This is a genomic window from Marinobacterium aestuariivivens (assembly GCF_042661465.1).
In the GTDB taxonomy this organism is placed as follows: domain Bacteria; phylum Pseudomonadota; class Gammaproteobacteria; order Pseudomonadales; family Balneatricaceae; genus Marinobacterium_A; species Marinobacterium_A aestuariivivens.
This window is the reverse complement of the sequence record NZ_JBHSWE010000001.1, coordinates 2,887,530-2,908,103: the sequence shown is the minus strand read 5'-3', so window position 1 is coordinate 2,908,103 and position 20,574 is coordinate 2,887,530. Positions and strand designations below refer to the sequence as shown.

Genomic DNA, 20,574 nt, shown 5'->3' with positions numbered 1-20,574 from the left:
GAAATGCTGATGGCGAACCGGGACAAGGACCTGATCTATGCCATCGGCAAGGGCAAGGGCCTGTATCGTGTCGAGCCCGATGTGATCGCGGCGGACACCAAGCCGCAGTTGACGCCTTTTTACGCTTTTCAGGCCAGCGGGCAGGTCGTCGTGGACCTCGAAAGCCGGACCGCCTGGTGCGCATCCTCGGACGAAACCGCCAGCGACGGCCTGTATCGGAACATCGTGCAGTGTGACCTCGGCGCCAGCGGCGAGAACCTCACGCCCCAGATCACCACGCCGCTGCGCAACGCCCAGGGACAAAGCCTGCTCGGCAGCGGCAACCTGGCGATGAGCCGCGCCGAGGACAGCACCAATGCGACCACTGGCGAGCGAGGCGCCCGGCTTTACTGCATCACCCAGGGCTCCGCCGGCGCCAGCAAGCGGGTATCGGCGTTCCCGCTGCCGCTGAGCCCCGACGGCATGGTCGAAACCGGCGGCACCAGCCTGGGTACCTCGGATCTCTGGCTGCACTGGCACGCACCCGGTGAGCGCCTGCTGGTGGCCGTGGAGAACGAATGCCGTCTCCAGCCGCTGGACCGCGATGCCCGCCCGACCGAAAGCGCCCGCATTCCGGTGCAGGTGGGGCCGGTGGACATGGCCGCATCGGCCGCGATGGAAGCGGTCTACACCCTCAACTTCGTCAGCAAGACCGTCACCGTGACACCGGTGAGCGAGCTCGCGCCGACCAGCGCCTTCAACGATGCGCTGGAGAGCTACCGCTACGAAATTCTGCTGGCTTTCTGGGGCCTGGTTTCGAATGTCCTGCAATACCTGAAAGACTGCTTCTGTCATCACCTGCTGGTGAAGTGCCCAACCTGCGACGACGACGAAAAGCTCTGGCTGGCGACCGTCGAGATACGCGATGGCCAGGTCTACAAGATCTGCAATTTCGACAGGCGCAAGACCGTCAAAAGTTTCCCCACCCTGGAGTACTGGGCCTCGCTCATTCCCGTCCTGCCGCTGTTGAAAAAGGGCATCGCCAGGTTCTGCTGCGCGATACTGCCGGATGTCTTCGGCGCCTTCCGGGACAAGCTGCTGCCGGAACCCGGTCGCGACAACCAGAGCGGACAAAAGGCCCTGACCGAAGCGGGTGCCATCAAGCAAACCCAGAGATCCTTCAACCGCACCGATAGGGGAGCGCTATGGGAGCAGCAGAAAAAATCCCTGAGTTTTTACGGCAAGACCTTCATGGACGCGGGCATGCAGCGGGTTCGGGGCGCCCAGACCGCTGAGCCGGGCGTGTCCAAGCAAACCTACATTGGCAGCGACACCCCGACGACCCGGGCCGAGCTGGAAAAACGCGGCATCGAAGTCGCTACCGTCGAGACGTACGACGAGCGCTATGCCGGCCGTTATGCCGAAGCCTATGCCGGCACACCTCAGGTGATCGAGCCCGGCACCAGGGTCACCCTGATCGAAAAAGACGGCGTCATCGAGTTCTACCACGTTGAAAAAACGTCACCGGAACTGGCCCTGTCTGCAGACGAGCTCGAGGCCCTGGAGCGCCGCAAGGCAGCACTGGAACTGGACAAGGCCGGCCAGGAGCTGCAGCGGCTGGAAACGCAGAAGCTACAGACCGAGTCGGAAATCAGCACGCTGCAAAAGCAGCTCGACGAGGTCCGGGCGGAACGGGACCGGCAGCAGACGCAGCTGGCGGAAATGACGGAACAGAACCGGGAACTGACCAGCGGCCTCAACACCCTGCGCAGCGATCTGGAGGAAATCAGAGTCATGCGCACGGAAATCAACCGGGAAATTACCGCTGACCGCCCGGTCCGGAGCATCAGCGCGGTGTCGCCTGAAGTGGACGCCTCGCTGCGCGAACTCGACATCCGCACGGTGGCGGAGCTATCGAAGGTGACCACCACCCAACTGGTGCAGGCCGGCATCGACGAGACCACGGCACGGACCATCAGCCGCGAGGCCAAAGCCAGACTGAAGGGGGCATGACGCCGTGCGCACCCAGCGTCGAGCCCCCGTCGCTGCACCGGCCACGCCGCAGAGCGCCCAGCAGGCCAGAGCGCCGGCGGCGATCGCCCGCAGCGGGAGGGTTTCGCTCGCCATCCCCGGCGACGTCCGACGCAGCTATTTCGGCCGGGGCCGCCGCCGCTACCGGCTGCCACGCTTCAACAACCTCAAGGACATCACCGAAAGCAAGACCCTGGGGCTCGACCAGGCCGAACTGAAGGAACTGGTGAAGACGGCACTGATCCGGCTGAAAAAAGACAACCGGCTCAAGAGCAAGGATTCGCTGGATACCATCATCGACGCCATTTTTCCCGCACCCGGTACCATCGACCAGGCGGCCTTCGAGACGGCGGTCGATGCTGCGGATCGCACCGTCATCTACATGTCGGTGCTCGATACCAATGCCAGGATCAAGGACAAGGACCGGCCGAAGCTGCGCTCGGCGATGAAGTGGGCGATCAAGATCATACGCAAGGCGGAAGCTTCGAAAACCATGCTCACGCGGATATTCGGCAGCAAGCAGACCGACGCCGCCAGCAAATACAAGAAGGCCGGCGACCGGCTGCAGGCCTTCGTCGACAACACCGCAGCCCTCGATAAAAGCGTCAACACCGACTACAACCGCGATGACGCCGCGCTCTACCTGGGTGGCTGGGCCGACTTCGATGACCAGGTCATCCACCTCGAGCCCGGTGTGGCGATGGTGACCGACAGCAAGGAGTCCGTCGCCACCCTGGTGCACGAAGCGGCGCATCTCGCCGACGGCGCCATCGAGGATCATGGCTACTACCCCCGAGCACCGGCAAGGATGCCTTTGCCGGCATGGCGGAAACGCGCAAGCTGCAAAACGCCGCCCATTACGAGGAGTTTGTGCGTCGCTGGCTCAACACCAGCGCCTACGACAAGGATACCGAGTTCACGCCGGGCAAGGCGGTCAGCGGCGCGGCCCTGACCCTGGAGGACGATGTCCGGCTGGCGACGACCGAGTATTTCCGCCATGGCTGGGATGCCGCCGTCGAGGTGCAGTTCGCGCTGGTGAAATACCGCAAGGACCTGCTGGCGTCGAAGCACGCCAAGTTCAAGGCCGACCTTGCGGAACTGAAGAAAATATCGAAGTTGATGGGCCTCAGCCTGCACCGCCAGGCGGCCGGCCATGAGACGGTGACGCAGCTGGATATCGTGCTGGCGGAAAGCATCGCCCGGGTGGTCAGCGATATGGGCGGTCACTCGGGCTCGCTGAAGCTGCCGCTGACGCCGAAGGACGCAACCGAAATCAAGAAGGCCAGCGACCAGCTGATCGACGCCACCCTGAAGTCATACGGCGCCCTGCTGGGCGACAGCAAGAAAGACCGGGCACTGACCGACTGGCTGGTGGCCAACTACGGCAAGGCGTTTTACTGAGATGCACACCTACGCCCACAAGCCGGCCGGCGCATCCGGTGCCGACCGCAGCAGCGACAGTCGCCACAGCAGGCAGGTGAAAGCCCTGCTGAACCGCGGTGCGGGCCGCAAGGCCGTGCAAACCAAGATGCAGGTCGGTAAGGCCAACGACCGCTACGAGCGGGAGGCCGACCAGGTGGCTCAGCGGGTCACGGCGGACACGCCTCAGGCGGTCAGTATCAGCCCGCTCGACATGCTTGCCATCCAGAGAATGCCCGAGGGCGCCGTTGCCACCCGCGACGAGGAAGAGGAACTGCTGCAAGCCTCGGCCGATGGGCCGGTCGGCGAACCCGACAGCCATATCGAGCGCGGCATCGGTGCCGCGCGCGGTGGCGGGGAAAGCCTGACAGCCGCCACCCGGAGCTATTTCGAGCCCCGTTTCGGCACCCGTTTTGCCGACACCCGGATCCACGACTCCCCGTCCGCGCACCGTCTCGCCTCAGACCTCGGCGCTCGAGCCTTCACCACCGGCAGCGATGTCTTCTTCAATGCCGGGGAGTACCAACCCGACACCCGCGCCGGCCAGCAGCTCCTGGCCCATGAATTGACCCACGTGGTGCAGCAGCGAAGAGGTGGCGGCGCCGTGCAGCCCAAGCTGATCCAGCGCGACACCACCGCCCCGCAGCCAACGCCCGAGACGCCGGCGGCTCCCGCCGCCGTCGCCGGTGACAAGACCACCGGCCTGGTCGATACCGCCGCCGGCACCATCACCTGGTCCAGCATCACCGTCCCGACATTCAAGAACCGCGGCCACCGCGGCACCCGCTATCAGGCGCTGTCACCGCTGCGGCGCGGACAGGGCGAGCGTGTGGACCGCAGCGGCGAAAACGATCCGGCGCAGCGGGACAACTGGCTCACCTCGCTGGACAAGAGCACCATTCGCGAAGAGCTCGAGAACAAGCTCAAGACCGCCAATGCGGGGGAAATGCCCGCGGGCGACCAGCATGTGTTCGAGGTGCGGACCAAGGCCCAGCAGAACCGCTACTACGTGGGTTCCCTCGACAGTCTCGCCACCGAGTTCCTGATCCCCACCTGGGGCGGCAGGCAGCCGCGGGCGGAACCCCGCTTTTTCCATGTCGACCATATCGTCGAACTGCAGCTGGCGAACTGGCCCCACAGCCCCGAAGGCAACGCGCTGGAAAACTACGAACTGCTGGAAGGCAACGCCAACACCACCTCGGGCCGGATGGTCCGGGAAGCGATCAGTGACAAGATCAGCGGTTTTATCCGCGCCACCGACGGCGCCTACGGCGATACCGAGCCGGATATCAAGCGCGGTTTCACCCTGGTGTTCGAGGGCGCCCGCGGCAGCGGCGGGCCAAGTGTCGGCAACACGGACTTCTGGGAGCGCTCCGATATCGAGAGCGGCGCCCACCTGAGCGCGGTAGTGGCGGCGGACCCGACCAAGATCGGCGGGCCGGGCCTGGCACGGATCTTTTCCCGCGCCAACGGCGGTGTAAGCCGGGAGTTCACCTGGAGTGGCGATACCACGGCGGAACAGGAAGTCCCGTCCAGCCTGCCGCGGGAGCGCTACTGGCTCAAGCCGCTGGTCATTACCCACAAGTACTTCCGCACCGAGCCGGAATCGGTGGTGGAGACCCCTGACTTCGGCTACCTGCGTGTGCACGTATCCCAGCGCGACAAGGTATTCAAGAGCACGGAGCCGGTGGACCTGCCGCTGAACCGCTTCATCGGCGCGCGCTACGGCGGCATTCTGCAGGAGTCGCTGCGCACCACCATCAGCGGCCTCAAGGCCGATCACTTCAGCCCGATCACCTTCAACAACATCGACGTGGCGGGCGACCGCGGCATCGTCGCCGAGGGCAACATCGACGTCAGCCTGCCGTTCTTCAGCGAGGCCACCACGATCGGCATCCGCCTCGGAGACGGCACCGTATCGGTGTTCAAGGAGTTCAGCACCGACGATATCGCCGTACCGGCGCCCTTCTCCGTCGACGAGTGCAGCCTGCGGGTCTCCTACAGCCTGGACAATGACTGGAGCCTCGACGGCCGGGTCAGTTTCGGCATCGAGAATGTCGGCCAGGGCGAAATCACCGCCAGCCTGCTGCCGGACACCGGGCTTGCCGCCAGCGGCGAGTTCAACTTCGAATCCACGCTGTTCAACCCCGCCACGCTGACCGTGGGATACAGCGCCGGCGCCTGGAGTTTCGGTGGCATGGTCGGCTTCGAGGAGGGGCTTATTCCGGGCGTCACCGACGGCACTATCAGCGTCAACTGGGCGGAAGGCGTGCTGACCGGCAACGGCGAAGTCGGCTTCAGCTATCCCTGGCTGTCCCGCGGCACCCTCAACCTGGCCTACGGCGAGGCACGCGGGCTCGAGGTCCGGGGCGGCGTCGAGCTGACCGGGGAGGTTCCGGGGCTGAACAGCGGCACGGTCAATGTCGTCGTCAGCAAGAATACCGAGGGTGTCTGGGCCCTGGGCGGGTCGATCGAGGCGGACCTGGACACCTCCCGGGTACCGGGGCTTACCGAGACCCGCTTCAGCGGGTCGCTGGAAAACGGCATTTTCAACTCCACCCTGCGCAGCGCTTTCGAACGCAACATCGCCAGCGGCACCGTCACCGTGGGTGTCACCAACCAGGCCATCGATGCCGAAGGCAACCCGATCGAGGGACAGGCGACCGAAGCGCTGGTGTTCTACGGCAGCGGCAGTGTCACCCTGGCCCTGACGCCCTGGCTGGACGCCACCGCCGGGGTCGAGTTCGCCCGTGACGGCGGCATCAGCCTGCGCGGCGCCATCGAGGTGACCGAGGATATCGAAATCCTCAGCGACGAACAGACGCCTGACCTGGAGCTGCCCCGCAGCCGCCGCCCTTCCTTCGACGTCGATATTCCGCTGGCGTCCATCGGCGTCGCCGATGTCGCGCTCAGGCTCGGCGGCTCGCTCAATGCCTACGTCCGCACCAGCCCCTTCACCCTGCAGGATGTACGCCTCAATGTGTTCTACGATTTCGACGACCCGAACGCGACCACCGTCGAGGGCAACGCCGGCTCCACATGGACGCGCAGGCGGGACTGGAGGGCTCGTTGCAGGTCGGCCTCTCGGCCCGCGTGCTGGTTTTGCGCGGCGGGGGCGAGATCGAGCTCACCGTGGGGGCCATGCTGAACGGCGAACTCGATGCCCAGGTACGCCCGTCGTGGAACATCCAGAACGGCTTTGCCGTGACCGCAAGGCTCGATGCCGTGGTCAGCCCAACGGTGTATGTCGACCTCGGCGGCCGAATCTTCGTCGAACTGGATGCCCTGATAGGCTCCATCGACGTCTGGGAATCCGAACGCCTGAGCATCGCCCGCAAGGAGTTGCCGCTGGATATCGATCTGGGCGCCCGGGCGAGCGCTACTTACCGGGAAGAACCCAATAACGCCCTTACCTATGAGACGCCGACCTGGGTTATCCCGAGTACCCGCGATTTGCGGCGGGCGTTCGTCGATGCCGTGCTGGACGAGGTTTGAATCGGGTCCAAACCCAGTACCGAGTCCCGGCAGTCCGCATTTTCAGTCAGGTTTCAGTTACCCGACCGATAATTTCCGCCATGATCGACTGATCCTGAAAGCGGCCGTTGCCGTATCGGTTATCGAAAGATCGATTACATGATACGCAGTACGGTACGGCCCCCGCCGGCTCACAGGGGAATCTCCCATGGGAGGAACGACTACCATGTCTGTCAATCCGCTGAAACGACTTCTGCGCCACCTTCAACGTACACCGGAGAAACCGGTCACCGAACGCCCACCGTTCGTCGCATCCGATGAGGACATGAGTCCGGCCCAGCGCTCCAGTGCCCGCGCAGCACGCAAGAACCCCTGGCTGCTGGCCGGTTGAGTCCGTGACAGGTGCACAGCGGCCTTAATACCGGCATCATGGCCCGGACCGCCACGTCAACGGAGATGCCATGATGCCTAACGCAAAAATCTATCTCGCGGGCCCCGATGTATTCTGGCCCAACGCTCGCGAGGCCGGCCGCGCCAAGGTCGATCTCTGCAAGCGTTACGGTTGCGAAGGGCTCTTCCCGCTCGATACGGAACTCGAACTCGCCGGTCTCCCGCCCTATGAGTCAGGCCTTGCAATCTTCCGCGCGAATATCGGTCTGATGCAGCGGGCAGACCTGGTCATCGCCAATATGACGCCGTTCCGTGGCCCGAGCATGGACGTCGGCACAGCGTTCGAGCTGGGTTACATGACCGCGCGCGGCAAACCGGTCTGGGGCTATACGCTGGATGGCCGACTCTATGCCGACCGCATCGCCGCCGACGGCGCCGACACCGATGCCGACGGCCTGACGATCGAGCGCTTCGACATGGCTGACAATTTGATGATGGTCGGCGCCATCGAAGACAGCGGCGGCGCACTGCTGACCGAGGCCGCCGAGCACAGCCTGGACACGCACCTCAGCCTGTTCGAAAAGGTATTGCGCTTGATTATGCGTAGGGTGGAATAAGGGCCGAAGGCCCGCATTCCACCAATGGCTTCGAATGCGACTCACCGGAGTGCGACTCACCGGTGTGCGACTCACCGGTGGAATTCGCAAGCTCATTCCACCCTACAGCTGTCTTTAGATCCCGCCCATCAGCATGTATTTGATCTCGAGGTAGTCGTCGATGCCGTATTTCGAGCCTTCGCGCCCCATCCCCGACTCCTTGACGCCACCGAACGGCGCCACCTCGGTCGAGATGAGCCCCTCGTTGATACCGACGATGCCGGCTTCCAGCGCTTCGGCGACGCGCCAGACCCGGCCGATATCGCGGGCATAGAAATAGGCGGCCAGCCCGAATTCGGTGTCGTTGGCCAGGGCGATCGCCTCCGCCTCGGTCTTGAAGCGGTAGCAGGCGGCCACCGGGCCGAAGGTTTCTTCCGACGCCAGTCGCATCTGCGGATTCGCGTCGGCGATGACGGTCGGTTCGTAGAAGGTTCCGCCCAGCGTATGGCGCTTGCCGCCGCAGAGCAGCTTGCCGCCCAGTTTCACCGCATCGGCGACATGCTCCTCGACCTTGTCCAAAGCCGCCTGGTTGATCAGCGGCCCCTGCTCGGCGCCTTCGGCGAAGCCATCCGCGACCCTGAGCCCCGAGGCCGCCTTCGCCAGCGCCTCGGTAAAGGCTTCGTAGATGCCCTCCTGCACCAGGAAGCGGTTGACGCAGACACAGGTCTGGCCGGTGTTGCGATATTTGGAGGCCATAGCCCCCTTTACGGCGGTCTCGATATCGGCGTCGTCGAAGACGATAAAGGGCGCGTTGCCACCCAGTTCCAGCGACAGCTTCTTGATGCTGTCGGCGGCCTGGCGCATCAGCAGCCTGCCGGTGCCGGTAGAGCCGGTGAACGAGATCTTGCGCACTGTTCGCGAGCTCATCAGCGCCTCGCCGATCGCCCGGGTATCGCCGGCCACGACGTTGAAGACACCGGCCGGGATGCCGGCCTCCTCCGCCAGTACCGCCAGGGCGCTGGCGCACAGCGGCGTCTGGGTGGCGGGCTTGGCGACCAGGGTGCAACCGGCCGCCAGCGCAGCGCCGGCCTTGCGGGTGATCATCGCCAGCGGGAAATTCCAGGGCGTGATGGCACCGACGACGCCGACCGGCTGTTTCGTCACCAGGATGCGGGCATCGGTCTTGTGGCTCGGGATAATATCGCCGTAGACGCGTTTCGCCTCCTCGGCGAACCATTCCAGGAAGCTGGCGGCATAGGCCACCTCGCCCTTCGCCTCGGTCAGGGGCTTGCCCTGCTCCGATGTCATGATCGCGGCCAGATCCTCCTGGTGCTCGAGCATCAGTTCGCTCCAGCGCCGCAGCATCTGGCTGCGCTCCCTGGCCAGCCGCTTGCGCCAGGATGCAAAGGCCCGTTCAGCCGCTGTGATCGCCTGCTTCGTCTCATCGCCGCCGGCCTTGGCGATTTCGGCCAGAGGCTCGCCGCTGGCCGGGTTGCGAACGGTGAAAGTGGTCGCGGCATCCCGCCACTGACCGTCGATATACAGCTGCGTTTTCAGCAGCGCCGGATGCTTGAGCTGCATGGTACCTCCTCCGATCCAGTCTCGTCGGATACCCTTATTAACCTGGCCTGAAATAGTTGCGTTTACCGGGCCCCGGTGCCTGAGGCCCCGGCTGTCATTCGTTTTCGCGCGCGGCATCCACCATCGGCAGCCCTGAGCCATCGACATTCACCGACAGCAGCATCGGACTGCAGCATACCTGACAGTCTTCGACGTACTGCTGCTCGGCCTCGCTGCAGTCCACCAGCACGCTGATATGTTCACCGCAGTAGGGGCAATAGAGATCCACCTCTTCCAGTGTATTCATGCCGGGATACCCTTTTTCTATTGTCACTCGCGCAGCCGGCACCCTGCCCCGATTGCCGGCGGCAAGGCGCGCATGGCTGAGCTGCCACTGCGGAAAGGTTAGCCCAGATTTGCCGATGGCGACGGCAGGACTTTTCCACTTCGCCAATATGGCGCACTATGGCGTCTTTACTCGACGGATACGGAAGAGCGGTGGATTACACGGTCGGGCGCGACGAACTGGGGCGTTACTTCGCGGAATTTTCAATGGGGCAGGAAGCGATCGGTCGCTGGCTGAGCGAGGAGCTCGGCAGCGACCTGCCCAGCCTCGAACAGCTGCTTGAAACAATCGCAGGACTTCAGCAGCGGCAGCTTCGGGACTACCGGCTCGACGGTCGGGAGTTCCGTCTTGAACTGGACCGGGAGGAGGCACGCATCCGTGCCCACAGCCTGGACCATGACGCCGACGGGTTCGACCTCGAGGATCTGGACTATTACGACGAGGAACTCGAGGCCGGCTGCGGTCTGGATGATTTCAACGATGTCCTCGTCGCCTGGCGCGAACTGATCGCAGGCTGATCAGCAGCGGTGAAACATCGGCATGGCTGCAGACTCCATGACGAAGCTTCATGCACTTCTCCCCACCGCTTCAGGACTGGCTAAACTGTTTCGGATGCCCCCGAAATACTGAAGGAGTCGCGTGATGTTGCGTACCCTGAGCCTATGGCTGTTCCTCGTCGCGCCGGTGCTGGCGGCCATCACCGATGCTCCGGCGCCTGCGCCCAGTGCCGTCAAAGCCGTCACCCTGTCCGACCAGCTGGAACACCCTGGGGACTGGTGTTCCTGCCGGATGGCTCGATGCTGGTCAGCGAGCGGCCGGGGCGGCTGCGGCGGATCGCCGTCGACGGCACCCTGTCGGCGCCGCTGGCCGGACTGCCCGAGATCGCGGCCAGAGGCCAGGGCGGGCTGCTGGACCTGGCGCTGCATCCGCAGTTCGAACATAACCGGCTGCTGTACTTCAGCTACTCGGCCGGCTCCGGCCGTGCGGGCGGCCTGGGTACCGAAGTCGCCCGGGCCGAGCTGCTGGACGAGCGGCTGCAGAACGTCGATGTCATTTTCCGCGCCAGTCCCAAGGCGAACGGCGGGCGCCATTTCGGCGGCCGGCTGCTGTTCGACCGCGACGGCCTGCTCTATATCAGCCTCGGCGATCGCGGCGACAGGGACCGCGCCCAGGACCTGGGCGATCATAACGGCTCCATGATCCGGGTGCGGGACGACGGCACGGTGCCGGCCGGCAATGTCCTGGCGAAACATCCCGGCGCCCGGCCCGAGATCTTCAGCTACGGCCATCGCAACGTCCAGGGACTGGCCCTGGACGCAGACGGCACCACCGTCTGGGCCCTCGAGCACGGTCCCCAGGGGGCGACGAGGTCAACCGGCTCGAGGTCGGACACAACTACGGCTGGCCGGTGATCACCTATGGCGTCAATTACGGCATCGGCACCGCCATCGGCGAAGGCACCCACAAGCCGGGCATGGAGCAGCCGGTCTACTACTGGGATCCGTCGATCGCCCCGTCCGGCATGACGTTCTACCGGGGTGACAGGTTTCCGGACTGGCGGGGCAACCTGCTGGTCGGCGCGCTGAAATACGAGCTGCTGTCGCGGCTGGTGCTGGAGGACGGCGAAGTGGTGGCGGAAGAGCAGCTGCTGCGCGGCGAACTCGGCCGCATCCGGCTGGTGAAGGTAGGCCCCGACGGCCTCGTCTACCTGCTCACCGACGAGAACCCGGGGCGTCTGGTAAGGCTCGAGCCGGCCGACTGATCATCAGGCGGATATAGCCCCCGGTTGGTGTACGGTCTGGCAATGTCGCGGTGCGGTTCGCTACGCTCACCGGCACCCTACAGGACACCATAGCCTGGAATGAGCGCAACGAATTCCGGGAACATGTCGGAATTCGCCCCTTCGGGACTCATTCCAACCTACAGCGACTCAGGCACGGTGCCCTGAGCGGCGCGAACGGCACCACTACAACACCTCCAGACTTTTGGCGATGCCCATGAGGCTGACGACGATCAGCACGGTGCCGAGCACCCGGAAGAACAGCGGCGTTTCGGATTTCACCATATGGGCATGGAAGCGCTCGCCGACCAGGTGGCCGGCCAGGGCGCAGGGCAACAGCCAGAGATGGTGAATCAGCTGCAGATCGACACCGGCGATCAGGAAGGACCCCATCTTGATCACCACCAGGATGAACCAGAGCACGAACAGGGTATCGCGCAGCTGATGTCTGGCCACATGGGTGCCGTAGACGGCGACGATCAGCGGCGCGCCGATCAGCGAAGTGCCGCTGACGTAGCCGCCGAGCATCAGGAAGAGGTTGTCGACCCAGGGGTGGTTGCTGCGAAAGGGCCGGTTCAGCACATAGCCGATGGCATAGACGATGACGATGCCGAAAATGATCGTCGTCATGATATCGCCCGGCAGTGTCAGCAGGCCGAAAACGCCGACCAGCTTGGGCACAATCATGATTTTCAGCGAGTGCCACAGATAGCGCCAGTCGATATTGCCCTGGTCGCTGGCATCCCGCTCGCCTCGGGTCCGGCGATGGCCGCGCCAGGCGATCCAGCTCGAGAAGATCAGCAGGTGTACCCCGATCAGCGGCAGGAACACCAGCGGCTCGTCGAGGATCAGCAGCAGAAAGGGTAGTGCCAGCACCGCGCCGCCGAAGCCGAGGCCCGAGCGCACGAAGCCGCTCCAGATGAAGATCAGTCCAATCAGGGCATATTGCCACCACAGCAAGTCGGCCATCGGGATCTCTCGAAATCCTTATCGTTCGGGGACGCGAAGCGTAGCATTTTCCGCCGAGGGCCGGCTATTGGATCAGATTGTTGCCGTCGAATTCGACCGAGACGACGATCACGTCGGCATAGCCGACAGTGATGCCCAGTGCCTGCAACAGCGGCTCGACCAGACTTTCGACCAGCTGACCGATCAGATCGCCGACCAGCGGCAACAGCGAACTGTTCAGCGAGTCGACCACGTCTGCGATCACGGCGCCGAGCAGTGTGCTGCCCAGCACATCGACCTCCAGGTCGAGCACGAGCCCGGCCAGGCTGTCGTCGAGGGTGTCGCCGAGCCCGGCACTGATATTCTCTTCGGTATAGGGAAGCGGCTGCTGGCGCAGCACGACCCTGTGCCCGACGGCCTGCTGGCTACTGACCGGCACCTCGGCATCGATATTGACCTCGACCGGCACGGTCACGAGCGCAAGTCGAACGCCGGCATCCAGGCTGACGGGCTGGGACGGATCGCCGAAATCCGAAGGGTCAAGGGGATCGCCGCCATCGCCGATGACCAGGTTCGCCACCGACGGCAGGGTCTCGAAATCGAGCCGGACTTCGGCTGCGCCAAGACTGCACCCTCCGGCACCCAGCAACCGGGTCTCGGCCCGGGCGACATCGACATGAATACCCAGACTGCCGACGTCCAGGTAGACCAGTCCCAGATCCAGCCCCCGTCGAGCAGCGTGGCCTTGATATCGAGTTCGATCTGGGCGGTCTCGACCGACGCAACCCAGGGATCCCCGGTCGCGGCCGGCAGCAGGCCGAAAGTGTACTGCGGCGGTTCGATAATGGTCAGGCCGACGCCGAGTCCGGCAATACCGAGATCCGCGGCCAGGCCCGGGATCTCGACGAAATGGCCCTGGTTGGCGGCATAGATGGCGCCGGTGGCGAGACCATAGAGATCCAGCCGGGTCGCCAGGGCCGCACGCTGCATCTCCTCGTCCATGCCGGCATCGGCGGGCGTGGCCAGCTGCAGCAGGTCGGACAGGGTCAGATCCAGGCCGCCGAGCTGGGCGACACTCCTCAGCTCTTCCATCGCCGCGATCACCTCGACATCGGCGCTGCCCTCGGCGTTCAGCGCATCGATCGAGGCCGCCAGCAGGTCCGCCAGCGCGACTTCCGATTCGAGCACCTCGTCGACGGTGCCGACCTCCAGATCCGTGGCCAGCAGCCCGCGGGCCTCGGCCGCCTCCAGCAGACGGCCGAGGCTCAGACTGGCCGTGGCCAGCCCCTCGTAGCTGAGCACGTTGACATTGCCGCCGAGCAGGGCGCCGAGCAGCGAGTTGGTCAGGTCCAGATCGACCAGTCCGGAGCCGATGCCGAAACCGACGGCCATGCGCTTGTAGACGGTGGCCGCCGCTCCGAGCTCGACCGTGCCGCCCCAGAGACCGCCGGCCAGCAGACTCGCCGGCCGGGTACCGGTCAGGCTGACCCGGCCGGCCGGCTGGTAACTGGCCCCTTCGGCCAGCTGCCAGTGGTTGTCCGCGATCGAGGCTTCGCCAAAACTGAAACTGGCCTCCCCGGTGCTGGCATCGAAGCCGTTTTCCAGCAGATTGGCCAGGGCCAGGTCCGCCAGCGCCTCGCTGTCGTTGACGCCGTCGAGGTAGCAGGCGCCGCGGGACATCGCCAGCGCAGCCAGGTCGGCCTGGGTCTGCAGCTGGCGCTGGGCGAAGAACAGCCGCGCGGTGTCGATGGCGAAGGCCGCCAGCAGCAACGCGCTCAGCAACAACAGAGCCGCGCTGAGTCCGATGGCCCCTCCCTGGTATCGCCGCGTCATCAGTCGTCCCCGAACTCCCGGTCGACGAAGTGCTCCGGTATCGGATGGCTGAAGCTGTCGTGCATGCGCTTGCTGACCCGGTCGGCCGCGGCCGGCGCGAGACGGTCCTGTACAGGGCTCGCCTGCCGCCCGCTGCGCTGCAGTTCGAGCCAGTGCCGGGTCTGCAGCCCGATCTCCGGTTCAGCCACCGGCTCCTGCGCCAGCGCCGGAGCCGTTATCAACAGGGCCAGAAAAAAGCGTCGGTTCATCGCAGGGCTCCTGCATCGAGGGGGTGAAACGGGCGACGGCCGAGCGGTATTGCTGCTCCTCCTGCGCCGACCAGCCGAAACGGCCCGCGAGCAGGCGGGCCGCATCGTTCTCGTTGTTTTTCAGCAGCAGGAACCAGAGGTTGCGCGCCGCCGCGCCGTGGCCGCTGTCGAGCTCCAGTGCCGTCAGCAGCTCCCGGCGTGCAGGCTCGTCCTGGCCCATCGCCAGCAGCAGGAAACCGAGATCGTTGCGCAGATCGGCATCGGTCGGAATGCGCGTGACCGCGGCCCGGAGGCGCGCCAGCGCCATCGAGGGACGCTGTTCCTGGGCATCGATACGGCCCAGCCCATGCAACGCCTGACCCGCCAGGCAACTGTCGGCCAGCGCGGCATACTGCTCGCGGGCGTCGTCGAAGCGGCCCATCTCCCTGAGAATATCGGCCCGCAGCAGGCGGTAGGTCGGTGTCTCGTCCGCCAGGGCATCGAGACTTGCCAGCGCCGAGAACAGCTGGCCCCTCGCCCGCTGCTGGCGCACCAGCGACAGCTGCACCCCCACGGAGGCATCGAGCCGCTCGCCACAGTACCCCTGCGGCTGCGGCGGCTCGGGCTCCTGCGCCCGGTACTCCGCCATCCTGAAATTCGACGTCGTGCCGCAGCCGCTCAGCAGCAGCGCCAGCAGGAACCATCCCGTTGCTCTCATGCCTACCCCACTCGTTCCAATGCCTGAATCAGCGCGAGAAAGCCCGGCCCCGCCAGCACCAGCAGCAGCGCCGGAAACAGCAGCAGCATCATCACCGCCGACATGCGCCCGGACAGCTTGCTGACCTTTTCCTGCAGCCGTGTTCGACGCCGGTCCGCCAGCAACTCCGACAGGTCGGCCAGCGATCCGGACATGCCGCCGCCGGTCTCGGAAACCTGGGTCAGCAGCAGCATCAGATCCTGCAGTCCCTCCGACACCGACAGCCGCGCAATGTCGCCGAGCGCCCGCTCGCGGGATTCGCCCGACTCGATCTTGGCCTGCACCACCCGCAGTTCGCGTACCACTTCCGGCGTCAGCGAATCCAGCTCCCGGCTCAGGATTCGCAGCATGCTCTCGAGGGACATGCCCACCTCCCAGAGAATGCGCATCACCTGCAGTACCAGCAGCAGTTCCTCGTCGATCTCCGCCGCCCGCGCCGCGACCCGCCAGCGCAGCCAGCGCATCAGTACCAGGCCGCCGCCGGCGAGCGCGAATGTCTGTACCAGCAGACGCGACGCCGGCGTCATCTCCTGCTGCCAGCCCCAGTAGAACACCAGCGCCTGCAACGCCAGCCAGACCGCGCCCAACTGCAGCAGCGCCAGGAACTGCTCGCGGCTGCTGACGCGGCCGGCCTGTCGCAACAGCAGCGACAGCTCGGCCAGCGGTTCGCGCTGGCGACGACGTTTGCGCCAGAGCTCCTGACCCTGGGCCAGCAGCCGTCCGCCCCCGCCACGCCGGCGCACCGATTCGGCCAGCCGGGCCTCGATACGCAATCGCAGACGCCGCTGCCGGGTCCACCAGATGAGCCCGATACCGACGACCGAAAGCACCAGGCTGGCCAGTATCAGTCCCTGCTGCAGCGACAGCACTAGATCGACCTCACCATGCGCCAGAGCACCAGGACACCGGCCAGCTGCATGAAGGCACCGGCCAGCAGCAACTGCCGGCCACCGTCGTCGTGCCACATGCGCAGCAGATAGTCCGGGCTCACCAGCAACAGATAGAGCGCCATCAGCGCCGGCACCGCCCCGAGCACCAGCGCGGTGAAGCGGGTTTCGCCGGTCATCGCCTTCAGCTCGCGCTGTGCCCGTTCGCGCTGCTGCAACAGCCTGACCAGATTGTCGAGGGCACCGGCGATGCTGCCGCCATACTGATGATTGATGTTGAACACCGTGGCGATCAGATCCAGTTCGGCCAGTCCGGTACGCCGCGCCTCATGGTGAAAAGCGTCCGCCAGCTCGTCACCGAGCTGGGCCCGCTGCCGGGCCCGCAGCAGCACCCGCTGCAGCGGCTTGTCGGTATGCTGAACCGCCTGCTGCACCGCCTGGCTCAGGTTGGCGCCCACGGTGACACGGCGCGTGATCTGATTGAGGAACCCCGGCAGCTGGGCCCGCAGCTGTCTTTTCATCGTCGAGCGGCGCCAGAGCAGGATCATCAGCGCCAGTGCGGCGATACCGCCGGCGCCGAGGGCCGCCGGCACCGCACCGCCGACGCGGTAACCGACAGCGCCGCCAGCCAGCACCAGCGCGGCCAGTACCAGCCGTGATCGCAGGGACAATGCCGACAGCACAGGATGCAGGGCCGGCCTGGCGACTTTCCGTGGCGCCGCCTGTACAGGGGCTCCCGGCTGCCGTCCTGCATACCAGAACAGCCCCGCCGCCAGCAACGACAACAGCGCCGCCAGCATCAGCATGTCCGGTACCTCTCCATCTTCTGCTGCAGTGTCCGGGAGAGCCCGTCGACGCTGCGAAACTCATCCTCCTCGGGAGCATGGCGGTACAGTTGCTGGGTGCGGATCAGATTATCGGCGACATCCTGCACTTCGAGAATATCGGTGATCAGGCGCTTGCCGCTGGGCAACCGCGACACATGCACGATCATGTCCAGCGAGGTGGCGATGATCTGCTTGATCAGCGTCTCGGTGGCACTGAAGCCGGACAGGGTGACCATCATCTCGACCCGCATCAGCGCATCCCGGGCCGAATTCGCATGTACCGTACTCATCGAGCCCTGGTGCCCGGTATTCATCGCCTGCAGCATGTCGAGCACCTCGCCACCGCGGCTCTCGCCGAGAATGATCCGGTCCGGACGCATGCGCAACGCGTTCTTCAGCAGATCGCGGGCCGTGACCTCGCCCTGCCCCTCACTGTTCGGCGGCCGGGTCTCGAGTCGCACCACATGGCCGTTGCGCAGCTGCAGTTCGGCCGCATCCTCGATGGTCACGACCCGCTCGCCGCTACCGATGTTCTGGCTCAGCACGTTCAGCAGCGTGGTCTTGCCGGAGCCGGTCGAACCGCTGACGAGGATATTGAGCCGGTCCCTGACCGCGCCGACGAGAAACTGGCTCATCTCCATGTTCAGGGCGCCGCCACGGATCAGATCCTCCATTCCCAGGGCATCGCACCTGAACTTGCGTACCGACAGACAGGGTCCGTCGATGGACAGCGGCGGAATGATCGCGTTGATACGACTGCCATCGGGCAGGCGGGCGTCGACCATCGGCGAGGATTCGTCGATGCGGCGGCCCAGCGGCGCCACCATGCGCCGGATCACCCGCAGCACATGGTGGTCGTTGATGAAGCGCAGCGGTGCCCGCTCCAGCTTGCCGCGACGCTCGACGAACACTTCCCGCGGCCCGTTGATCAGGATGTCGTCGACGCCGGGATCGTCGAGCAGCGATTGCAGGGGACCGAAGCCGATCATCTCGTCGAGCAGCTCCGCCACCAATTGCCCCGTATCGTGCTCGCCCTTGCGAATCTCGTGTTCCGCCAGGTACGAACGCACATAGTCCTGCACATGGGGATGCAGTTCGACGCGCTCCATCTCGAACATCAGCCCGTCTTCCTCGAGACGTTCGATGATGTGCCGGTGCAGACTCGATTTGAGGCTCAGGCGGTCCTCGTCCCCGAGAATGTCGGGCAGCCGGCTGGGCAGGCGCAGATCGTCATTTGACAGCTCCATCAGGCGCTCCTGTGTGTCAGCCGGCGCCACCAGGGATCGGGCGCGCGCAACCAGAGCGCCCGCTCCACCGCCTGCATCAGCGGCAGCAGATCCGCCGGCGGCGGCAGCAAGGTACCGGCATTGATATGGGTCAGGGCCTGGGGTATCCAGGGCAGGGCACCGCGCAGCGGCAGCGGGATCCGTTTTTCGATGCTGTCCAGTGCCGGCAGCACCTCGCGGCTGTAGGGTGCCAGCAGCAGGTTGACACCGCCGGGCCTGATGCCCTGCTCGAACAGCTCGTGCGCCATCTCCATCGCGGCGGCCAGGCTCAGGCTCTTCTGATCGGCCAGCAGCCAGTGCTGCTCGCAGCGGGTTGCCACCAGCTTCAGCAGCGCAGACGGCTGCATGCCCACGAGATTGAACACCAGGTGGTCATAGCGGGACTCGAGGGCTTCGAGGGCCGACGTCAGGGCTTGCGCACTGATGCGGCCGAGTCCGGTCTCCGCCCGCAGGCCGATCACGTCGATGCCCGGCACCGCCTCGATCTCCTTGTCGTCGAGCCAGCCGCGATCGAGCTGGTCGCGGCTTTCCACCAGGTCGACCAGGCCGATGCGCGGCTGCAGGTCGAGGTAGGCCGCCACATCGGACTGGGGCAGACCGAGGTCCAGTATCAGCACCCGCCCCGATTTGCGCTTTTTCAGCGACCAGGCCGCGTAGATCGCCACCAGGGCACCGTCGAAATCGTTGCGCGCGGACAGCAGCGCCAGGGTGCGCGCCGGCGAGAAGGCCTGCGGCGAGCAGAGCTGAAACAGCTGGTCCTCCAACTCGTTCAGATCCGTCAGACGAACGCCCGCGGGTTGCTCGACATTGTGCCAGTGGCCTTCGTCGGTCATGTCGATCAGCACCACGGGCCTGGGCGTGAAGAGCTTCAGCAGGCGTTCGATGGCCGGGTCCGGCCAGCGCCGGCTGAACAGCACGAGCCCCCGGGCATTCTCCTGTGACGAAAGCTCTTCGGGTTGCGCGAGCCAGTGCAGGTCAATGCCCTCGGGAATCCGGGCGTCGATGGTGCCACGCGAGTCGCTGTCGCTGGCATAGGCGAGCATTCTCATGGCCTCGCCTCCCCGGAAAAGCCCATGCCCGGCGGCAGGGTTCCCGGCGTGCCGGGCGCCGGATCGAGAAACAGCAGCCGCGCAAAACTCGGCTGGTAGTGGCGATAGATCTCGCCGGGCAGGGGCGGCAGCTCGGCATCGCGGGCCAGCGGTCGGACCAGGTGCGGCGTCACGATCATCAGCAGTTCCTTGTCACTGCGATCGAGCCGGGTCGAACGGAAAAAGGCGCCGAGGACCGGAATATCGCCGAGAAACGGCAGACGGTCTGCGCTTTTCATCGTGCTGTGGCTGACCAGTCCGCTGATGATCAGACTCTCGCCGGTACCCAACTGTACCGTGGTGTCGGTGCGCCGCACCTGCAGTGCCGGCACCGCCACACCGGCCGCCTGCAGGCCGTCGATAAAGTTCAGTTCGCTGACCTCCGGCGCCACCTTGAGCAGAATGCGCTGGTCGGCCAGTACCGTCGGCGTCAGTTGCAGCCGGATGCCGAACTCCTTGAAGTCGACACTGATTTCGCCATCGTCGGAGCTCTTGGGGAAGGGGAACTCGCCACCGGCCAGAAAGAACGCCGGCTGGCCGGACATCGACACCAGGCTCGGCTCCGCAAGGGTATAGGCAAAGCCGTTGCTGCTCAGCGCACTGACCGTGCCGAGCAGGCCCCGGCTGGCATCGCCGGCGATAATGCCGAAAGCCCCGCTGTCCGCCAGGAAACCCGATCCGCTGGTCAGGGTGAAGCCGCCGTTATCGTTAGATTCGACGCCGCTGAGCGCCGACCCGCCGATCGCCAGCGTCGTATTGCCCGTGTTCTTGCCGAAGAAGAAGCCGGCGGACTTCAGCGCCTGCCTGCTGACCTCCACCACCTTGATATCGGTCTGGACCTGAATGCTGTCCGGCGAAACGTCGGGCGGATAGACGTTGAGTTGATAGTCGATCGGCGCCGGCCGCCCCCGCAGCCAGACCTGCAGGCTGGTTTCCCCAGCCGCCTTGCCGGTGACCAGCAGCTGTCGGCTCGACAGTACCTGAACGCCGGCCACCTCCGGTGTCCCTACCGCAACCCGCTCGATGCCGGCCGGTACTGCCAGCGTCGTTTGACTGCCCACCAGCAGATTGCGCTCCTGGGCCTGTAGCGCCGTCGGGACAGCCAGGGTCAGCATTAGCATCAGAATTCGCAACAACATCGGCTCT

20 protein-coding genes and 1 pseudogene are annotated in these 20,574 nt (G+C 65.3%); 9 read left to right on the top strand and 12 right to left on the bottom strand.

Annotated features, from left to right (window positions below; all coding sequences use genetic code 11):
• Nucleotides 1-3 precede the first annotated feature (3 nt).
• From ACFQDL_RS15075 to ACFQDL_RS15045, 7 genes are all read left to right on the top strand, one after another.
• Nucleotides 4-1,992, top strand: a complete 1,989-nt coding sequence (locus ACFQDL_RS15075; RefSeq protein WP_379909759.1) for a hypothetical protein — start codon at nt 4-6, stop codon at nt 1,990-1,992.
• Between the two features lie 4 nt (nt 1,993-1,996).
• Nucleotides 1,997-2,962, top strand: coding sequence for a M35 family metalloendopeptidase (locus ACFQDL_RS15070; protein WP_379909758.1), 966 nt, complete (start codon nt 1,997-1,999; stop codon nt 2,960-2,962).
• Nucleotides 2,881-3,411 carry a hypothetical protein gene (locus ACFQDL_RS15065; protein WP_379909757.1) on the top strand — a complete coding sequence of 177 codons (531 nt, stop codon included), beginning with the start codon at nt 2,881-2,883 and terminating at the stop codon, nt 3,409-3,411. Before ACFQDL_RS15070 ends, ACFQDL_RS15065 begins: the two co-directional genes overlap by 82 nt.
• 1 nt (nt 3,412) lies before the next feature.
• The gene (locus ACFQDL_RS15060; protein WP_379909756.1) at nt 3,413-6,577 is read left to right on the top strand and encodes an eCIS core domain-containing protein; all 3,165 of its coding nucleotides are present in this window, start codon (nt 3,413-3,415) and stop codon (nt 6,575-6,577) included.
• A complete protein-coding gene (locus ACFQDL_RS15055; RefSeq protein ID WP_379909755.1) occupies nt 6,571-6,924 on the top strand; it encodes a hypothetical protein in 354 nt (117 codons plus the stop codon). The genes ACFQDL_RS15060 and ACFQDL_RS15055 overlap by 7 nt, the downstream gene beginning before the upstream one ends.
• Nucleotides 6,925-7,129: 205 nt before the next feature.
• Nucleotides 7,130-7,294, top strand: a complete 165-nt coding sequence (locus ACFQDL_RS15050) for a hypothetical protein (RefSeq protein WP_379909754.1) — start codon at nt 7,130-7,132, stop codon at nt 7,292-7,294.
• A 73-nt stretch (nt 7,295-7,367) separates the two neighbouring features.
• Nucleotides 7,368-7,910, top strand: coding sequence for a nucleoside 2-deoxyribosyltransferase (locus tag ACFQDL_RS15045; RefSeq protein ID WP_379909753.1), 543 nt, complete (start codon nt 7,368-7,370; stop codon nt 7,908-7,910).
• Nucleotides 7,911-8,024: 114 nt separating this feature from the next.
• Here the strand turns inward: ACFQDL_RS15045 and ACFQDL_RS15040 are convergent, their stop codons facing one another.
• Together ACFQDL_RS15040 and ACFQDL_RS15035 are read right to left on the bottom strand one after the other, a co-directional pair.
• Nucleotides 8,025-9,470, bottom strand: a complete 1,446-nt coding sequence (locus ACFQDL_RS15040) for an NAD-dependent succinate-semialdehyde dehydrogenase (RefSeq protein WP_379909752.1) — start codon at nt 9,468-9,470, stop codon at nt 8,025-8,027.
• 94 nt (nt 9,471-9,564) lie between these two features.
• Nucleotides 9,565-9,756, bottom strand: a complete 192-nt coding sequence (locus ACFQDL_RS15035) for a CPXCG motif-containing cysteine-rich protein (RefSeq protein ID WP_379909751.1) — start codon at nt 9,754-9,756, stop codon at nt 9,565-9,567.
• Between the two features lie 191 nt (nt 9,757-9,947).
• Here ACFQDL_RS15035 and ACFQDL_RS15030 point away from each other — a divergent pair, with 191 nt between their 5' ends.
• Both ACFQDL_RS15030 and ACFQDL_RS15025 read left to right on the top strand, forming a co-directional pair.
• The gene (locus ACFQDL_RS15030) at nt 9,948-10,313 is read left to right on the top strand and encodes a YacL family protein (RefSeq protein WP_379909750.1); all 366 of its coding nucleotides are present in this window, start codon (nt 9,948-9,950) and stop codon (nt 10,311-10,313) included.
• 144 nt (nt 10,314-10,457) lie between these two features.
• Nucleotides 10,458-11,557 (top strand): annotated as a pseudogene (locus tag ACFQDL_RS15025) (PQQ-dependent sugar dehydrogenase).
• Between the two features lie 204 nt (nt 11,558-11,761).
• Here ACFQDL_RS15025 and ACFQDL_RS15020 read toward each other — a convergent pair.
• From ACFQDL_RS15020 to ACFQDL_RS14975, 10 genes are all read right to left on the bottom strand, one after another.
• Nucleotides 11,762-12,544 carry a TSUP family transporter gene (locus ACFQDL_RS15020; RefSeq protein ID WP_379909749.1) on the bottom strand — a complete coding sequence of 261 codons (783 nt, stop codon included), beginning with the start codon at nt 12,542-12,544 and terminating at the stop codon, nt 11,762-11,764.
• A 64-nt stretch (nt 12,545-12,608) separates the two neighbouring features.
• Entirely contained in the window at nt 12,609-12,998 is a 390-nt protein-coding gene (locus ACFQDL_RS15015; protein WP_379909748.1) for a hypothetical protein, read from the bottom strand.
• Nucleotides 12,995-14,356 (bottom strand): pilus assembly protein TadG-related protein, encoded by a 1,362-nt coding sequence (locus ACFQDL_RS15010; RefSeq protein WP_379909747.1) that lies wholly within the window; start codon nt 14,354-14,356, stop codon nt 12,995-12,997. Before ACFQDL_RS15010 ends, ACFQDL_RS15015 begins: the two co-directional genes overlap by 4 nt.
• A complete protein-coding gene (locus tag ACFQDL_RS15005; RefSeq protein ID WP_379909746.1) occupies nt 14,356-14,544 on the bottom strand; it encodes a DUF3613 domain-containing protein in 189 nt (62 codons plus the stop codon). The genes ACFQDL_RS15010 and ACFQDL_RS15005 overlap by 1 nt, the downstream gene beginning before the upstream one ends.
• Nucleotides 14,537-15,301, bottom strand: a complete 765-nt coding sequence (locus tag ACFQDL_RS15000; protein ID WP_379909745.1) for a tetratricopeptide repeat protein — start codon at nt 15,299-15,301, stop codon at nt 14,537-14,539. Before ACFQDL_RS15000 ends, ACFQDL_RS15005 begins: the two co-directional genes overlap by 8 nt.
• 2 nt (nt 15,302-15,303) lie before the next feature.
• Complete coding sequence (locus ACFQDL_RS14995) at nt 15,304-16,209, bottom strand: type II secretion system F family protein (RefSeq protein ID WP_379909744.1); 906 nt, start codon at nt 16,207-16,209, stop codon at nt 15,304-15,306.
• Complete coding sequence (locus tag ACFQDL_RS14990; RefSeq protein ID WP_379909742.1) at nt 16,209-17,033, bottom strand: type II secretion system F family protein; 825 nt, start codon at nt 17,031-17,033, stop codon at nt 16,209-16,211. The genes ACFQDL_RS14995 and ACFQDL_RS14990 overlap by 1 nt, the downstream gene beginning before the upstream one ends.
• Nucleotides 17,027-18,301 (bottom strand): CpaF family protein, encoded by a 1,275-nt coding sequence (locus tag ACFQDL_RS14985; protein WP_379909741.1) that lies wholly within the window; start codon nt 18,299-18,301, stop codon nt 17,027-17,029. The genes ACFQDL_RS14990 and ACFQDL_RS14985 overlap by 7 nt, the downstream gene beginning before the upstream one ends.
• Complete coding sequence (locus ACFQDL_RS14980) at nt 18,301-19,389, bottom strand: AAA family ATPase (protein ID WP_379909740.1); 1,089 nt, start codon at nt 19,387-19,389, stop codon at nt 18,301-18,303. The genes ACFQDL_RS14985 and ACFQDL_RS14980 overlap by 1 nt, the downstream gene beginning before the upstream one ends.
• Entirely contained in the window at nt 19,386-20,567 is a 1,182-nt protein-coding gene (locus tag ACFQDL_RS14975) for a type II and III secretion system protein family protein (RefSeq protein ID WP_379909739.1), read from the bottom strand. Before ACFQDL_RS14975 ends, ACFQDL_RS14980 begins: the two co-directional genes overlap by 4 nt.
• Nucleotides 20,568-20,574: the final 7 nt, after the last annotated feature.